18 protein-coding genes are annotated in these 16,305 nt (G+C 71.9%); 14 read left to right on the top strand and 4 right to left on the bottom strand.

What is annotated here, in order from left to right; genetic code table 11:
- Positions 1–34 precede the first annotated feature (34 nt).
- A complete protein-coding gene (locus ACZ7GJ_RS03110) occupies positions 35–445 on the bottom strand; it encodes a RidA family protein (protein ID WP_470748868.1) in 411 nt (136 codons plus the stop codon).
- On the bottom strand, positions 442–1,200 hold the full coding sequence (locus ACZ7GJ_RS03105) for an IclR family transcriptional regulator (RefSeq protein WP_470748866.1): 759 nt from the start codon (positions 1,198–1,200) through the stop codon (positions 442–444). Before ACZ7GJ_RS03105 ends, ACZ7GJ_RS03110 begins: the two co-directional genes overlap by 4 nt.
- Before the next feature lie 141 nt (positions 1,201–1,341).
- Here ACZ7GJ_RS03105 and ACZ7GJ_RS03100 point away from each other — a divergent pair, with 141 nt between their 5' ends.
- The 5 genes from ACZ7GJ_RS03100 to ACZ7GJ_RS03080 all read left to right on the top strand — a co-directional run bounded on the left by ACZ7GJ_RS03100 (position 1,342) and on the right by ACZ7GJ_RS03080 (position 6,111).
- The gene (locus tag ACZ7GJ_RS03100) at positions 1,342–2,625 is read left to right on the top strand and encodes an amino acid deaminase (protein ID WP_470748864.1); all 1,284 of its coding nucleotides are present in this window, start codon (positions 1,342–1,344) and stop codon (positions 2,623–2,625) included.
- Between the two features lie 2 nt (positions 2,626–2,627).
- The gene (locus ACZ7GJ_RS03095; RefSeq protein WP_470748862.1) at positions 2,628–4,205 is read left to right on the top strand and encodes an N-acyl-D-amino-acid deacylase family protein; all 1,578 of its coding nucleotides are present in this window, start codon (positions 2,628–2,630) and stop codon (positions 4,203–4,205) included.
- A 54-nt stretch (positions 4,206–4,259) separates the two neighbouring features.
- Entirely contained in the window at positions 4,260–5,270 is a 1,011-nt protein-coding gene (locus tag ACZ7GJ_RS03090; RefSeq protein WP_470748860.1) for a YdcF family protein, read from the top strand.
- A gap of 77 nt (positions 5,271–5,347) precedes the next feature.
- Positions 5,348–5,533, top strand: a complete 186-nt coding sequence (locus ACZ7GJ_RS03085) for a hypothetical protein (protein WP_365926870.1) — start codon at positions 5,348–5,350, stop codon at positions 5,531–5,533.
- Positions 5,534–5,664: 131 nt separating this feature from the next.
- A complete protein-coding gene (locus tag ACZ7GJ_RS03080; protein ID WP_470748858.1) occupies positions 5,665–6,111 on the top strand; it encodes a nitroreductase/quinone reductase family protein in 447 nt (148 codons plus the stop codon).
- 9 nt (positions 6,112–6,120) lie between these two features.
- Here the strand turns inward: ACZ7GJ_RS03080 and ACZ7GJ_RS03075 are convergent, their stop codons facing one another.
- Positions 6,121–6,471, bottom strand: a complete 351-nt coding sequence (locus ACZ7GJ_RS03075) for a hypothetical protein (RefSeq protein ID WP_470748856.1) — start codon at positions 6,469–6,471, stop codon at positions 6,121–6,123.
- Positions 6,472–7,015: 544 nt separating this feature from the next.
- Here ACZ7GJ_RS03075 and ACZ7GJ_RS03070 point away from each other — a divergent pair.
- The 5 genes from ACZ7GJ_RS03070 (at position 7,016) to ACZ7GJ_RS03050 (ending at position 10,978) form a co-directional block, all read left to right on the top strand.
- Entirely contained in the window at positions 7,016–8,227 is a 1,212-nt protein-coding gene (locus tag ACZ7GJ_RS03070) for a PTS transporter subunit EIIC (protein ID WP_470749620.1), read from the top strand.
- A 2-nt stretch (positions 8,228–8,229) separates the two neighbouring features.
- Positions 8,230–8,469, top strand: coding sequence for a DeoR family transcriptional regulator (locus ACZ7GJ_RS03065; RefSeq protein WP_470748854.1), 240 nt, complete (start codon positions 8,230–8,232; stop codon positions 8,467–8,469).
- A 169-nt stretch (positions 8,470–8,638) separates the two neighbouring features.
- A complete protein-coding gene (locus ACZ7GJ_RS03060) occupies positions 8,639–9,028 on the top strand; it encodes a hypothetical protein (RefSeq protein WP_470748852.1) in 390 nt (129 codons plus the stop codon).
- 216 nt (positions 9,029–9,244) lie between these two features.
- Complete coding sequence (locus tag ACZ7GJ_RS03055; RefSeq protein WP_470748850.1) at positions 9,245–10,456, top strand: pyridoxal phosphate-dependent aminotransferase; 1,212 nt, start codon at positions 9,245–9,247, stop codon at positions 10,454–10,456.
- Between the two features lie 108 nt (positions 10,457–10,564).
- Positions 10,565–10,978 carry an SCO4983 family protein gene (locus tag ACZ7GJ_RS03050; RefSeq protein ID WP_470748848.1) on the top strand — a complete coding sequence of 138 codons (414 nt, stop codon included), beginning with the start codon at positions 10,565–10,567 and terminating at the stop codon, positions 10,976–10,978.
- A 109-nt stretch (positions 10,979–11,087) separates the two neighbouring features.
- Here ACZ7GJ_RS03050 and ACZ7GJ_RS03045 read toward each other — a convergent pair whose 3' ends face one another.
- Positions 11,088–11,513, bottom strand: a complete 426-nt coding sequence (locus ACZ7GJ_RS03045; RefSeq protein ID WP_470748846.1) for a hypothetical protein — start codon at positions 11,511–11,513, stop codon at positions 11,088–11,090.
- 143 nt (positions 11,514–11,656) lie between these two features.
- Between ACZ7GJ_RS03045 and ACZ7GJ_RS03040 the strand changes: the two genes are divergently transcribed.
- From ACZ7GJ_RS03040 to ACZ7GJ_RS03025, 4 genes are all read left to right on the top strand, one after another.
- Positions 11,657–12,745, top strand: coding sequence for a hypothetical protein (locus ACZ7GJ_RS03040; protein WP_470748844.1), 1,089 nt, complete (start codon positions 11,657–11,659; stop codon positions 12,743–12,745).
- A 12-nt stretch (positions 12,746–12,757) separates the two neighbouring features.
- A complete protein-coding gene (locus tag ACZ7GJ_RS03035; RefSeq protein WP_470748842.1) occupies positions 12,758–13,945 on the top strand; it encodes a toxic anion resistance protein in 1,188 nt (395 codons plus the stop codon).
- A gap of 68 nt (positions 13,946–14,013) precedes the next feature.
- A complete protein-coding gene (locus tag ACZ7GJ_RS03030) occupies positions 14,014–15,630 on the top strand; it encodes a substrate-binding and vWA domain-containing protein (RefSeq protein WP_470749618.1) in 1,617 nt (538 codons plus the stop codon).
- On the top strand, positions 15,617–16,279 hold the full coding sequence (locus ACZ7GJ_RS03025) for a hypothetical protein (protein ID WP_470748840.1): 663 nt from the start codon (positions 15,617–15,619) through the stop codon (positions 16,277–16,279). The genes ACZ7GJ_RS03030 and ACZ7GJ_RS03025 overlap by 14 nt, the downstream gene beginning before the upstream one ends.
- Positions 16,280–16,305 lie beyond the last annotated feature (26 nt).

Genomic DNA, 16,305 nt, shown 5'->3' with positions numbered 1-16,305 from the left:
GCCAGGGGGGCGCCCCTCCGTCGCGCCTACGTCCCTAGCCGAGGACGGCGAGGGCGTCGATCTCGATGAGCAGCCCGCCGGGCAGGCCGACGTAGACGGTGGTCCGGGCGGCCGGGGCCTGCCGCAGGCCCTGCTCCTCGAAGTACGCGTTGTAGATCTCGTTCATCTCGGCGAAGTGGCCGGTGTCCGTGAGGTACACGCGGATCATCATCACGTCGTCCCAGCCCGCGCCGCCGGCCTCCAGGACGGAGCGGACGTTCTCCAGCGTCTGCAGGGTCTGCTCGCGCAGGCCCGGACCCGCCGGGGTCGGCGGGCGGCCCTCCTCGTGCGGCAGGAAGCCGACCTGGCCGGCGACCTGGAGGATGTTCCCCTTGCGCACGCCGTGCGAGAACTTCGCGGGCGGGGCGGTGTGGGTGTCGGGGGTGATCGCGGTCTTCTCGGTCATGAGGGGTCTTCCTGTACGGAGCCGGAGTACTCCCGGCTGACGGTTTCGGCGGTGTGCAGGACGAGCGGCAGCAGTTCGAGCAGCCCTTCGGCGGTGGCCGCGGCGGTCGGGGCGGAGAGCGACAGCGCCGCGACGACGCGGCCGCCGGGGCCGCGGACGGGCGCGCCGACGCAGTTGATGGCCTCCTCGTGACCGCCGAGGTCGCTGGCCCAGCCCTGTTCGCGTACGAGTTCCAGCTCGCGCAGGAAGGCGGCGGCGTCGGGTGTCGAACGGGCCGTGTACCGCGGGTACTCGACCCGGTCGGCCAGAGCCGCGCGCTCGGCGGGCGGGAGGTCGGCGAGGAGGACCTTAGCGACGGCGGCGACGGTCAGGGGTACGGGCTTGCCGATGCGGGAGTACATCCGCACGGGGTAGCGGCTGTCGACCTTGTCCACGTAGACGACTTCGTCGTCCTGGTGCAGGGCGAGGTGGACGGTGTGGCCGGTGGTCCGGTTCAGCTCGACGAGGTGCGGGTGCGCGATGTCGCGGACGTCGAGGTTCTCGACGGCTTCGGCGGCGAGTGCGAAGAGCTGCGCGCCGAGGCGGTAGCGGCCGTCGGCCTGGCGGTACACATAGCCGTGGCCGTGCAGCGTGCGCAGCAGCCGCAGGGCGGTGCTCTTGTGCACGCCGAGCTCCTCGGCGACCGCCCCGAGCCCGGCCGGCCCTTTGGCGAGCGCGGGCAGGATCCGCAGCGCCCGCTCCACCGACTGGCTCACGCCGTGTCCTCTCGTCGTGTCGTGCTGTGCGGCTCCGATGCCGGGGCGGACGTTGACCCGTCGTCACCCGGGATGTTAGACAGCATGCAGCGACATACGCAACGACCGTTGCAGACAGCGCAACACCCGGGAGGGCACCACATGGCCAGCGACCCCGTCAAGGAACTCGCCGACGAGCCGGTGGACCACCGGTTCAAGGGCCTGCCCCCGGACGCGCACGCCGCCGGCCTCACCGTCGGGCAGCTCGCCGCCGAGCGGCGGGACCTCTACACCGGCGGGTTCACCACCCCGGTCCTGACCCTCGACGCGGACGCGCTGGAGCACAACCTCGCCGCCCTCGGCGAGTACGCGGCCCGCCACGGCCTCGCCTTCGCCCCGCACGGCAAGACCTGCATGGCCCCGCAGCTCTTCCACCGCCAACTCGACCACGGCGCCTGGGGCATCACCGCCGCCGTGCCCCACCAGGCCCGCGTCTACCGCGCCTTCGGCATCCAGCGGATCTTCCTCGCCAACGAGCTCGTCGACCCCGCCGCGCTGCGCTGGGTCGCCGCCGAGCTCGTCGCCGATCCCGACTTCCGCTTCGTCTGCTACGTCGACTCCGTACGCGGCGTACAGCTCATGGACCGCGCCCTGGAAGGCCTCGGCGTCCGCGTCGACGTCGTCATCGAGCTCGGCGCCGGCGAGGGCGCCCGCACCGGCGCCCGCAGCGACGACGACTGCCGCGCCGTGGCCGACGCCGTCGCCCTGGCCTCCACCACGCTGCGCCTCGTCGGCATCGCGGGCTACGAGGCCGAGGTGCCCGGCGCCGACCCGGACAGCGTGCACGCGTACCTGCGCCGCCTCACCGGCCTCGTGGTCGAGTTCGACCGGGCCGGCCGCTTCTCCCCCGCCCTGGAGGAGATCGTCGTCAGCGCCGGCGGGTCGGCCTGGTTCGACGCCGTCGCCGACGTCTTCGCCGAGCTCCCGGAACTGACCCGGCCCGCCCTGCGCCTGCTGCGCTCCGGCGCGTACGTTTCGCACGACCACGGCTGGTACACCCGCCTGACCCCCTTCAACCGCGTCCCCGCGGAGGGCGGCCTGCGCCCCGCCTTCCGCCTCTGGACCCAGGTCGTCTCCCGCCCCTCCCCCACCCAGGCGTTCGTCAACGCCGGCAAGCGCGACATCGCCTACGACCTCGGCCTGCCCGAGGCCGAGCTGGTGCGCGATGCCCTCAGCGGGACCGAGCGCCCCGCCACCGGGATCCGCGTCACCAAGCTCTCCGACCAGCACGCCTGGCTGGAGACCGACTCGGCCGAGGACCTGGACGTCGGCGACTGGGTCGCCCTCGGCATGTCCCACCCCTGCACGATCTTCGAGAAGTGGCCGCTGATCCCGGTCGTGGCGGCCGACGGCACGGTCACCGACTACATCCGCACGTTCTTCTAGCGGTGGACCTGGTCATCCGCGGGGCCCGCGTCGTCGACGGCACGGGCGGGCCCCCGTACCCGGCCGACGTCGCCGTCCACGAGGGCCGCATCGCCGCCATCGGCCGGATCCCGGCCGGCGGGCGGCGGACCCTCGACGCCCACGGCCTCGCCCTCGCCCCGGGCTTCGTCGACATGCACGCCCACAGCGACCTCGCCCTGCTCCGCGACCCGGACCACAGCGCCAAGGCCGCCCAGGGCGTGACCCTGGAGGTCCTCGGCCAGGACGGCATCTCCTACGCCCCCGTCGACGACCGCACCCTCGGCGAGGTGCGGGCCGCCATCGCCGGCTGGAACGGCCCGGGCGACGACGTCGACTTCCACTGGCGCACCGTCGGCGGCTACCTCGACGCCCTGGACCGCGCCCACGGCGGCCGGGGCATCGCCGTCAACGCCGCCTACCTCGTCCCCCAGGGCACGGTCCGCGCGTACGCCCTCGGCTGGGAGGACCGCCCGGCCACCCCCGCCGAGCTGGACCGGATGCGCACGCTCGTCGCCGACGGGCTCGCGCAGGGCGCCGTCGGGATGTCCTCCGGGCTGACCTACACCCCCGGCATGTACGCGTCCGGCGCCGAGCTGACCGAGCTGTGCCGGGTCGTCGCCCGCTACGGCGGCTACTACTGCCCGCACCACCGCTCGTACGGCCGCGGCGCGCTCGCCGCCTACGCCGAGATGGTCGAGCTGACCCGCGGGGCCGGCTGCGCCCTGCACCTCGCGCACGCCACCATGAACTTCGGCGAGAACGCCGGCCGCGCCCCCGAACTGCTGGCCCTGCTCGACGCGGCGCTGGCCGACGGCTGCGACATCACCCTCGACAGCTACCCGTACACCCCCGGCTGCACCACCCTCGTCGCCCTGCTGCCCAGTTGGGCGGGCGAGGGCGGCCCGGAAGCGGTGCTGGCCCGGCTGCGCGACGACGCCGAGGCCGGGCGGATCCGCCGCGCGCTGGAGGTGGAGGGCTCCGACGGCTGCCACGGGGTCCCGGTCGACTGGTCCACGATCGAGATCGCGGGCGTCGGCGACCCCGCGCTCTCGGCGTACGTCGGCACGCGCCTGCCCGGCTGGGAGGCCGCCCGGCGGCTCCTGCTGGAGGACCGGCTGCGCACGGGCATCCTCCAGCACGTCGGGCACGAGGAGAACGTCCGGGCGATCATGCGCCACCCCGTGCACACGGGCGGTTCGGACGGCATCCTGCAGGGCGCGAAGCCGCACCCGAGGACGTACGGCACCTTCCCGCACTACCTCGGCCACTACGTCCGCGAGCTCGGCGTACTGACCCTGGAGGAGTGCGTGGCCCACCTGGCGGGCCGCCCGGCGGCCCGCCTCAGGCTGCCCGACCGGGGGCTGGTCCGCGAGGGATACCGCGCCGACCTGGTGCTCTTCGACCCCGACACGGTCGCGGCCGGGTCGACGTACGAGCGGCCGCGCGCGCTGCCCACCGGCATCCCGTACGTGCTGGTCGACGGCCGCTTCGTGATGCGCGACGGGCGCCGGACGGACGTCCTCGCAGGCCGCACGGTCCGCCGTACTCCCCACCCCTAGAAGTCGCACGGACGTTCACCCTGCCGTTCACCCCGCCCACCTACGATGGCCGACATGCTCGCCTTTGTCCCTGCCGCCCTTCTCTTCGTCCTCCTCTGCGCGAGCGTGCGGGAGGACCGCCGGCGCTTTCGCAACGCGGTCCTCCTCGGCCTCACCTTCGTCGCCCTGTCGATAGCCCTGCTCTACCAGGTCAGGCACCTGCCGGGCGCCCTGGGCGGGATCATCGCCCTCGCCGTGTTCCTGGTCCCGTCCGTCGGCGTCGTCGCCCTGGCCTGCTTCCTCGTCGCCAACGGCGTGACGATGGCCCGCAAGGAGGGCCGCAGCCTCGGCAACCTGCTGTCCCTGCTGGCCGGGCTGGCGATCTTCGCGCTGCTCGCCCTGACGATCACCGCGATGGACACCCGCTCGACCGAGATCGCCGGGGTGACCTTGATGCTGATCATGATCGCGGTCTACGTCTCCTTCCTCTTCCTGTGCTTCCTCGCGTACGCCTTCCTCTACGGCCGGATCAAGGTGCGCGGCGACGTCGACTACGTGGTGATGCTCGGCTCCGGCCTGATCGGCGGGGACCGGGTGCCTCCCCTGCTGGCCTCCCGGCTGCGCAAGGGCATGGAGATCTACGAGGCCCAGGTCGCCCGCGGCCGCAAGGTCCCCCTGCTGCTGGCCTCGGGCGGCAAGGGCTCGGACGAGAAGGTCGCCGAGGCCCGGGCGATGGCCGACTGGCTGATCGCGCAGGGCGTCCCCGCGGAGCACGTCCGGCTGGAGGACCAGTCGCGTACGACGGCGGAGAACCTGGTCCTCAGCCGGAAGATCATGGCCGGGGGCAGCCCGGACTACCGGTGCGTGGTCGTCACCAACAACTTCCACGCCTTCCGCGCGGCGATGATGGCCCGCAAGGCGGGCGTGAACGGCCAGGTGCTGGGCTCGCCGACCGCGGCGTACTTCTGGCCGAGCGCCACGATCCGCGAGTTCGTCGCCGTGTTCGTGGAGCACAGGGTGGTCAATTTCGCGATCTGCGGATCGCTGTTCGCGCTCGGGGTACTGGTCACGGTCCTCGCCTCGTGAGTGCTCGGCGCGCCCGAGGTGCGTTCATGGGGCCGCGGTCGGAGGATGGGGCCAGGACCCACAGGAGGAGGTATCCGATGGACAGTGAATCGGACCAGCAGCCCACGCGGTCGGACCGGCTCCACACCGGCGGGGAACGGCCGTACGACCCCGAAGACCTGGTGATGGCCACCGGCCGCGACGTGACTCCGGAGCGCGTCGAGGCGGCACGCAAGCTGATCGAGGAGAAGGGCCCGCAGGTCATCGAGCGCTACCTCCCGTAGCGGCGACCCCCGCCCCCGGTGCCCGGCCCCGGGGGCTCTCGCCGTGCGGCCCGCCGGTCGGCCGGCGGGCCGCATCCAGAGCCGGTGGCCGCTCGTTAGCCGCCCGGGGGCCCGATCCGGAGGACAGCAGGATGCAGACCGCCACCATCGACTGGGACCACCCGGCCGACCCCCCGCCCGGCCGCCGTCTCGACCACGTGCGCGCGTACGTCGACTCCGCGGGTGCCGACGGCCACCTGTGGCACGGGGTCCCGACCCTGCTGCTCACCACCTTCGACCGCGTCGCGGGGCGTACGGTGCGCAGCCCGCTGATCTACGTGCGGGACGAGGACCGCTACATCGTCCTCGCGGCCGCCGACGGCGCGGCGCACCACCCCGCCTGGTACCGGAACCTGTCCGCCCACCCCGAGGTGCGCCTCCAGGTCGGCGCCCTGACCGCCCGGGCCCGCGCCCGCACGGCGGACCCGGCGGAGCGCGAGACGTACTGGGCGGCCATGACGGCCCTGTGGCCCGCCTACGACGACTACCAGGCGGCGGCCTGGCCGCGGGAGATCCCGCTGGTGATCATCGAGTGCTGACCACGCGTCCTACTGGACGTCGAACCGCACGGAGCGCACGTACAGGTCGTCCCGCGCGGGCTTGCCGTACGCCTTAAGCCGCCACTCACTGCCCGTGCAGCCGGGGCCGGCGTAGACGGTCACCGCCCGGTCGGTCGCGTTGTGCGGACCGTAGCCGGGCGTGTTGTCGTCGTCACCGACGACGTACAGATTGACGCACTGGCCGCTGTGGGGGTCGTGCAGGGCGACCTTGTGCTCCTGGGCGAAGCCGTCGACGTACTTGTACGTGAAGTTGCCCTGGGCGGCCAGGGCGGAGCCGGGAAGCGACAGGACCAGCGCGAGGCCAGCGACCGCCGCGGCGGCGGTGTTGCGAAGCTTCATGGGTGCGGAGCCCTTCGATAGGGATCTGGGACACAGACCCTAAGAAGCCCCCGCGGGAGGAATCGATCCTGCACGATCACTCGGCGTGTCGAGGGTCAGGCGGCGGAGCCCTCGATGAACGCCACCAAGGCATCCGCCCGGCCGGACGCCTCCGCCACGGCCATGCGGCGAAGAGGGCCGCCTTGGCGGGCGCGTCGGCCTAAGTTGCGTAGCGGTAGTCCAGGCGGCTGATGCTCCCAGGCGCCTGGAGATCGCGAGCCCCCGCACCGTAGACCGGGCCACTGACAACGCCGGAAGGCATGGGTGCGGAGGGCCTGGGACCCCTTCTTCCGGGCCTTAGGTCCGCATTATTTCGCTCGCCTCGTTTATGCCGTTTTAACCGTGTTACAACTGGACTACACCACGCCAAATGGCGTGTACCGCATCGCTGTTGCCCAGCCCACACAAGCGCTACCTGCCCTGGCAACGCACCCGTTCCCATGGAGGAAGCCACGTGAGTACGGCCGCGCAGACCGCGCCGACCGCCAAGAAGAACTCCGCCGCCATGGCGGTCATGCAGCGCCTCGGCCGCAGCCTCATGCTGCCGATCGCCGTGCTGCCCGCCGCCGCGCTGCTGCTGCGCTTCGGCAACGCCGACATGCTCGGCAGCGAGTCCCTGCCGGGCTGGGTCAACCAGATCGCCAAGTACATGGCGGCCGGCGGCGGCACAGTCTTCGACAACCTCGCGCTGCTCTTCGCCGTCGGCATCGCGGTCGGCTTCGCCAAGAAGTCCGACGGCTCCACCGGCCTCGCGGCCGTGACCGGCTACCTCGTCTTCGCGAAGGTGCTCGCCACCTTCACCGACGGCAGCCTGCCGAAGATCGACGCGATCGTGGACGGGCAGGTCGTCCAGGTCGGCGCCCCGGTCAACGCCGGTGTGCTCGGCGGTGTCGTGATGGGCATCATCACCGCCCTGCTGTACCAGAAGTTCTACCGGACCAAGCTGCCGGACTGGGCGGGCTTCTTCGGTGGCCGCCGCCTCGTCCCGATCCTCTCCTCCTTCGCGGGCCTGGTCACCGGCATCGTCTTCGGCCTCATCTGGCCGGTCCTCGGCAAGGGCATCCACGGCTTCGGCGAGTGGCTGGTCGGCTCCGGAGCCGTGGGCGCGGGCATCTTCGGTGTCGCCAACCGCGCGCTGATCCCCGTCGGCATGCACCACCTGCTCAACTCCTTCCCCTGGTACCAGGCGGGCGAGTTCGACGGCAAGCACGGCGACATCGCCCGCTTCCTGGCCGGTGACCCGAGCGCCGGACAGTTCATGACCGGCTTCTTCCCGATCATGATGTTCGCCCTCCCGGCCGCCTGCCTCGCGATCGTCCACTGCGCCCGCCCCGAGCGCCGCAAGGTCGTCGGCGGCATGATGTTCTCCCTCGCGCTCACCGCCTTCGTCACGGGCATCACCGAGCCGATCGAGTTCACCTTCATGTTCATCGCCCCGGTGCTGTACGCGATCCACGCGGTCCTGACCGGTGTGTCCATGGCGCTGACGTGGGCGCTCGGCATGAAGGACGGGTTCGGCTTCTCGGCCGGCGCGATCGACTTCTTCCTCAACCTCGGCATCGCGTCCAACCCGTGGGGCCTGGCCGGCATCGGCCTGTGCTTCGCGGTCGTCTACTACTTCGTCTTCCGCTTCGCGATCACCAAGTGGAACCTCCCCACCCCGGGCCGCGAGTCCGACGAGGAGCTCGCCGAGCTGCTCAAGGCCGAGGCCAAGTAGCCGTGCCCGGTCAGCGGACCCCCGGCCGGCGGACGCCCGGCCAGGGTTTGCCCTGCGGGGCGCGGCGGGAGCTCATCGCCGCCGCGGCCGAGGCCAAGGGCTGCGTCTGGGTCGCGGACCTCGTGCGCGATCTGGGCGTCAGCCGGATGACCATCCACCGGGACCTCTCGCAACTGGCCGCCGAGGGCCGCGTGACCCGGGTGCGCTGCGGCGCGACCTCCCGCTCCGCCTCGGCGGCCTGATACCGGCCCCACCCCCGACCCCCACCCGCCCGCGGCGGGCGGCCCCTCACCGGGCCCGCCCGCCGCGGGTTTTCGTATGTCCGGCAAATGCGATACTCCCTTCCTTCGACTAGTGCCGCGTACTACGGCGGCGCCCGGTGCCCCCTCTTCCCGCAGATCGGATGTACCCGTGTCCCCCGACGCCTGGAAGGCCGCCGGACTCTTCGCGCTCATTGCGGCCACCCTCGTCACCGCCGCCTTCGTGGTGGCGTCCGCCCTCGCGGAGCGCAAGGGCGCCCCGCGGGGTCGCGAGCCCCGCCTGGCCCCGTCGGCGCCGGTCGCCGTGGCGGCCGTCCTCGGCACGGCCCTCGGCGCGCTGGCCACCGACCGCACGCTCCACCTCGGCATGGACGAGCTGAAGACGCTGATGGTCCCCCTGACCACCGGCCACGCGACGGACGCCCTGCTGCGCACGCGCGCGCCCCGCAAGGCCTTCCGCCCGTGGGTCGACGGCAAGGCCTCCGCGGTGCTCGCCCTCCTCGTCGGCACGCTCACCTCCGGCGCCACGACCTACTTCTAGTGCCCCCGGCCCGACGGCTCAGTGACGAGCGCAACACCGGGCCGGCGGCCGGCTGCGGGTGGCAATCGTTCCGCAGGCCGCAGCGCCACGGAGGCACCGTTTCCAAGGGTGCGCGCCACCCGTACCCACTCTTCGCGCGAACCGGGACATATCACACCCCGCGCCAAGGGCCGAAATAGCGCGGCACGCCCGCACGGGGCCCCGTAAGCTCCCGTCATGCAGGTGATCCAGTCAACGAAACTCGCCAATGTCTGCTACGAGATCCGCGGCCCCGTGCTCGAAGAGGCCATGCGACTCGAAGCAGCAGGTCATCGCATCCTCAAGCTCAACACCGGCAACCCCGCGGCCTTCGGCTTCGAGTGCCCGCCGGAGATCCTTGAGGACATGCTCCGCAACCTGGGCAACGCCCACGGCTACGGGGACGCGAAGGGGCTGCTCTCCGCGCGCCGCGCGGTCATGCAGCACTACCAGACCAAGGGCATCGACCTGGACGTCGAGGACATCTACCTCGGCAACGGCGTCTCCGAGCTGATCCAGATGTCGATGCAGGCGCTGCTCGACGACGGCGACGAGGTGCTCGTCCCGGCGCCGGACTACCCGCTGTGGACGGCGTCCGTGAGCCTCGCGGGCGGCACGGCCGTGCACTACCGCTGCGACGAGCAGTCCGACTGGATGCCGGACCTCGCCGACATCGAGCGCAAGATCACCGACCGCACCCGCGCGCTCGTGATCATCAACCCGAACAACCCGACCGGCGCCGTCTACGACGACGAGATGCTGCGCGGGCTCACCGACATCGCCCGCCGCCACAACCTGGTGGTCTGTTCGGACGAGATCTACGACCGGATCCTCTACGACGGCGCCACGCACACCAACACCGCCGCCATCGCCCCGGACCTGCTCTGCCTGACCTTCAACGGACTGTCCAAGAACTACCGCGTCGCGGGCTACCGGGCCGGCTGGATGGCCGTCTGCGGCCCGAAGAAGAACGCCTCGTCGTACATCGAGGGCCTGATGATCCTGGCGAACATGCGGCTCTGCGCCAACATGCCCTCCCAGCACGCCATCGCCACGGCCCTCGGCGGCCGGCAGTCCATCGAGGACCTGGTCCTGCCCGGCGGGCGCCTGGTGGAGCAGCGCGACACGGCGTACGACCTGCTCACGCAGATCCCCGGCATCACCTGCGTCAAGCCCAAGGGTGCGCTGTACCTCTTCCCGAAGCTCGACCCCTCGGTCTACAAGATCAAGGACGACCGCCAGATGGTCCTCGACCTGCTGCGGGCCGAGAAGATCATGGTCGTGCACGGTACGGGCTTCAACTGGACCGAGCCCGACCACTTCCGGATCGTCACGCTGCCCACCGCGAAGGACCTGGCGGACGCGGTGACACGGATCGGGAACTTCCTGGACGGCTACAGCCAGCCGTAGGCGCGGGCTCCAGAGCCGTAGGCTCCGGCGGGACTCCATCAGGATTCAACTCAATTTTAGAACCAATCCAATGTAGGATGGTCTCCTGACCACGCAGGAGGCCTCCTCATGTACGAGCCGATCCGCACCAAGCCGGTCGTCCACCACGGGGGCGGCCACCACAGCGACGACTACCCGCGCAGCAGCCGCGGCGAGGCCCTGGACATCCAGCTCGCCGGGCACCTCGCCGCGCTGCTCGCGCTGACCGACGAGCTCGGGCTCCAGGACGCCGCCGACGGGATCGCCGCCCAGGTCGCGCGCCTGCGCGGGGCCCAGCCGACCCGCGCCGACCACGGGGCCGCCGGGTCTTCCGACTCCGCCGGGGGCACCGCCGCGCTGCACCAGCGTGCGCACGACCTCGCCGCCCGCGCCCTCCTCGTCGCCGCGTCCCGCGCCGACACCACCGTCGCGATCCTCGCCGCCGAGCGCATGGACGCGCACGCCGCCGCCCTGTCCTCCCTGGACCTGGCCGGCGCCCACTGACGGCCCCGGTCCGGGGCCGCGGAGGCTCCGGACCGGGCGCCATGCCCCTGCGGGGTTGCTCGCGGGGGTACTACGGCCCGCCCGGGCTGATACCGCCTTTTGGCCGGCTTCAGCCGGGAGTCACCCGGAACTCCGCGGCGGCCACTCCGCACCACGGGGTGGTGTTCGGGGGCCAGACCGGGCCCACCGCTTCCGCGTGTTCCGACGCGTCCGGGGCCACGCCCGGGATCTTGACCAGGGCCTGGGCCGTGCGGCCGCCCGGGGCCGGGTCCGCCTCCTCGCGGAACTCCACGGTGACGACGTACGCCCCGAGCCCCTCCGGCCGGCCCGTCGCCTCGACGGCCGCCACCACGCGCCGGCTCGCCGGATCGATTCGGCACCCGGTGACCCGTACGTCCTCCACGGCCGCCCGCGGCGGCTCCGCGCCACCCGGCTCGCCACTGGCCCAGACGTACAGCCCCAACGGGGCGAACACCAGCAGTCCCGCCAGAACCATCAGCCCGACGAGCCAGCCCTGCCACTTCAACGCGCTCACGCCCATGGCACGATCCTCCTCGGCACCCGCCCCGCCCACCAGCACCCACAGGCCCACACAGCATTTCGAAGTGGGACCGCCTGGTCACCTGACGTTCATTCAACACATCGCGGAATGTGGGTTTCCGCGAGCACGCTGCACCCGTGAGACGCATATTGGGAATCGCCCTGGCGGTCCTCCTGATCGGCGGCGTCGCAGCCGTCATCGCCATCGGGGGGAACAAGCAGGAAGGCACGGCAACGAAGACCGTGCGAGGCGTCATCGGATCCGAGAAGTCCGAATTCTTCCGTGACCGGGACGTCGTCAAGGCCCTTGCCGACAAGGGCTACACCGTGAAGACGGAGACATCCGGCTCCTGGGCGATGGACCAACTCGCCCTCAAGGAGTTCGACTTCGCCTTCCCCAGCAGCAGTGAACCCGCCAAGGAGATCGAGGCGGCGGCCGGATTGAAGGGCGCCCAGAACACCAAGCCCTTCTTCTCCCCCCTCGTCGTCATCGCCCGCTCCAACGCGGCCAAGGTCCTCTCCGACCACAACCTGGTGAAGATGACCGGCAAGAGCTCCGGCACGCTCCTCCTCGGCCCCTACCTCAAGGCCGCCGACGAGGGCCGCACCTGGCAGGCCCTGCAAGGCGGCAGCTCCGCCTACCCCGAACTGATCGGCAAGGTGTTCATCAAGACCACCGACCCGGCCACCTCCAACTCCGGCGCGCTCTTCCTCGCCGCGACCTCCAACGTCGCCAACAACCTCAGCGTCGTCGAGGACGATCCCGGCATCGAGCGCACCGCGCCCCTGATGCGCAAGCTGATCTCCGTGCAGGGCTCCCTGGAGCAGAGCACCGACGATCCCTTCCGGTCCTTCATCAGCGGCAGCGGCGAACCGCTCATCCTGGCCTACGAGTCCCAGGTGGCGGCCATGCTCCAGCAGAAGCAGGGAGCGGGGACCGCCGACAACATGGTGGTGCTCTACCCGGACACCACCGTCAACTCCCCGCACACCTTCGTGCCGATCAGCGACAACGCCAGGGAGCTCGGAACCCTGCTCGCCACCGACCCCAGACTGCGCGAACTGGCCGTCCGCCACGGCTTCCGCCCGCAGGAGGGCCTGGCCGAGTTCACGGCCGCGACCGCCCCGCACGCCGCGTACCTCAACCCCGGTCTGACCGGCATCCGCCAGGTCGGAGCACCCACCGTCAAGATCCTGATGGCGCTCGCCGCGCGCGCCAAGGGCTAGGGGACACCACAGATGACACTGACACCGCCCGAGGACGGTCCGCTCGTCCTCACCGCTCCCGAGCCCGTCGCCCCCGTCAAGCGGGAGCAGGCCTCCGGCCTCGTACCGCTCCAGGACGGGGTGCACGAGGAGATGGCACGCCGGGCCGGGGAGTACGTCGGCTCGCTCGCCGGGATCGACAGCCGCTCCCCCGAGTTCGCCACCCGTATCGGCGAGATCGCCGCACTCGGCACGGCCGACATCCGCAGCTCCGCCCAGCAGTCCAACCGGATGCTGGAGCGCGCCGTACGCTCCCTCGGCGCGGACGGCGGCGGCGACGCCCAGGCCCGCGTCGCCGGATCACTCGTCGAACTGCGGCGCACGGTCGAGGACCTCGACCCGCGCGACACGCCCGCCAAGGGCGCCCGCAAGCTCCTCACGAAGCTGCCCGGGGGCAACAGGTTCCGCGACCACGTGGCCAAGTACGCCTCCTCGCAAGCCACCCTCGACAAGATCGTCGGCGCGCTGCGCAGCGGTCAGGACGAGCTGCGCCGCGACAACGCCGCCCTGCACACCGAGCGGGCGCGCCTGTGGGAGACCATGGGCAAGCTCCAGGAGTACGCGGTCCTCACCGAAGCCCTCGACGCGGCCGTGGAGCAGCGCATCGCCGAGACCGGGCACTCGGACCCGCAGCGGGCCGACGCCATGCGGGCCGACGTGCTCTTCCCCGTCCGGCAGAAGCACCAGGACCTGCTGACCCAGCTGGCCGTCTGCGCGCAGGGCTACCTGGCGATGGACGTCGTGCGGCGCAACAACGACGAGCTGATCAAGGGCGTCGACCGGGCCGCCACCACCACCGTCTCCGCGCTGCGGATCGCCGTGATGCTGGCCTCCGCGCTCGACAGCCAGCGCAAGGTGGTCGAGCAGGTCAACGCCCTGAAGGGCACCACCGAGGACCTGATCCGGGGCAATGCGCAGATGCTGTCCACGCAGAGCGGCGAGATCCAGCGGATCGCCGCGGATCCGGCCGTGGGCGCGGAGACCCTGCGGGCGGCGTTCGCGCAGATCTACCAGACGCTGGACGCGATCGACACCTTCAAGGTGCAGGCCACCGAGAACATGGCGGCCACCGTGGAGTCCCTGACCGGTGAACTCCAGAGCGCCTCGGCGTACCTCGCGCGGACGCGGACCGCCGGTGCGCTTGAGGGCGGTGCCCGGTGAAGGGGACCGCGGGCTCCGCCCGGACCCGCACCTCAAGCGCCGGCGGCGCTGATTTCGGCGCCGCACGGCTGCGAGGCGCGAAGCGAGCCACCGGTGCGTTGCTGCTCGCCGCGTGCGTGCTCGCCGCCAGCGGGTGCACCTCCTCCGACAAGCCCGACAAGCCCGACGATCCGAAGCAGAGCGCGTACAAGGAGGGCACGCTGCGGGTGCTGGCCTCCAGCGAACTCGCCGACATGCAGCCGGTGCTGGACCAGGCCAGGAAGGCCACCGGGGTCAGCGTGAAGCTCACCTCGTCCGGCACCCTCGACGCCGTCGAGCAGATCGCCTCGGGCCAGGCCGACGGCCAGTACGACGCGATCTGGCTCTCCTCCAACGACTACCTGCGGCTGCGCCCGGAGGCCGCCGGGAAGCTCTCCAGCGAGTCCCCTGTGATGTCCTCGCCCGTCGCGCTCGGGGTGAAGCCGCAGGCGCTGGCGCGGCTCGGGTGGAAGCCCGAGGAGGTCACCTGGTCGGCGGTCCACGAGGCCGTCGCCGCCGGGAAGCTCAGCTACGGCATGACCGATCCGGTGCGCTCCAACTCCGGTTTCTCCGCGCTGGTATCGGTGGCCTCGGGCCTGTCCGGCGCGCAGGCCGCGCTGACCGACGCGGACGTGAAGGGCGCACAGCCGCGGCTGAAGCAGTTCTTCACGGGGCAGAAGCTGACCTCCGGCTCCTCGGGCTGGCTGGCGTCGGCGTACGCGAAGCGCGGGGACGTGGACGCGCTCGTGAACTACGAGTCCGTACTGCTGTCCATGAACCGGGACTCCAAGACGGACCTGACGGTCATCCGGCCGCTCGACGGCGTGGTCACCGCCCACTACCCGCTGACGCTGCTGACCTCGGCCCCGGCCGGGGCCCGCGAGTCGGGCCGGGCGCTGACCGACTACCTGCGCGGCGCCGAGGCCCAGAAGGCGATCACCGAGCGGACCTTCCGCCGGCCGGTGGCCCCCGGGGTCGCCCCGGCGGCCGGACTGAACGCCGACAAGCGGCGCGAGCTGCCCTTCCCGGGCACCCTCTCGGTCGCGGACGGGCTGCTGGCCAGCTACGAGAACGAGCTGCGCCGGCCCTCGCGCACCGTGTACGTCCTGGACACCTCGGGCTCGATGTCCGAGCAGGACCGGATCGGGCGGCTGAAGTCGGCGCTCACCGAGCTGACGGGGACGGACGGTTCGGGGACCGGGCGGCGTTTTCGCGACCGCGAGGAGGTGACGCTGCTCCCCTTCGGCGGCAAGGTGAAGAAGGTGCTGACGCACGTCGTCGAGCCGGGGAACCCCGGGCCCGCCCTGGACGCGATCCGCGGGGACGTGAAGTCGCTGTCGCCGGAGGGGGGTACGGCGGTCTACAGCAGCCTGGAGGCGGCCTACCAGCACCTGGGCAAGGGCGGCGGGGACGCGTTCACCTCGATCGTGCTGATGACGGACGGCCAGAACACCGAGGGCGTCGGGGCCAAGCACTTCGACTCCTTCTACGCCGGCCTGCCCGAGGACCAGAAGCGCACGCCGGTCTTCGCGGTGCTCTTCGGGGACTCGGACCGCAAGGAGCTCACGCACATCACCGAACTGACCGGCGGGCGGCTCTTCGACGCGACCGGCGGTGACGACCGCTCCCTGAACGGGGCCTTCGAGGAGATCCGTGGCTACCAGTAGGCACAGCAGGGCCGGTGCGGGCGCCCGGGTTCTCGGCTACCTGGAGTCGAAGAAGAACCTGGCCGGCTGCGTGTGCGGCGTGGCCGGCCTGGGCCTGACCGTCACAGGGGTGGCGGGCACGTACTGGCCGGCGGTGGTCGCGGGACTGTACGGCGCGGGCGCGTTGATCGCCCCGCCGGAGCGGGTCCCGCCGCCACCCCCGGAGCAGGGGCGGCAACTGGACGCGATCCGCGGGCAGTTCGAGCGGCTTCGGGAGTACGTTGCCGAGGTGGACCTGCCCGCGGCCGCCGCGGGCCCGCTCACCGCGCTGCTGGAGCTGTACGGGGCGCTGCTGGAGCCGGGGTGGGTGGCCGACGCGCTGGCCACCGACCCGGAGGCGGTGCACGCGCTGTCGCGGGCCATCGCGCAGGACGTACCGGAGTGCGTGCACACGTACGACCGGACCCGCTGGTGGACGCGGTTCACGCCGGGCGGCGAGTCGCCGGAGCGGCACCTGGAGCGGCAGCTGTCGGTGCTGCACGAGGAGGCGGAACGCATGACGGCGGACCTCCGCGATGCGGAGGCCCGCCGTCAGCAGACGCACACGACCTATTTGGAAGGTCGTGGGGAATCCGGTCGGGGACTCCCGCGTCTAACGGCCGGGGACTAGTCGGCCGTGGCTTGGGTGGCCGGGGG

This window comes from Streptomyces sp. NPDC037242, assembly GCF_055604165.1.
Note: the sequence above shows the minus strand (reverse complement) of the source record. Positions and strands in the feature narration are given on the sequence as shown.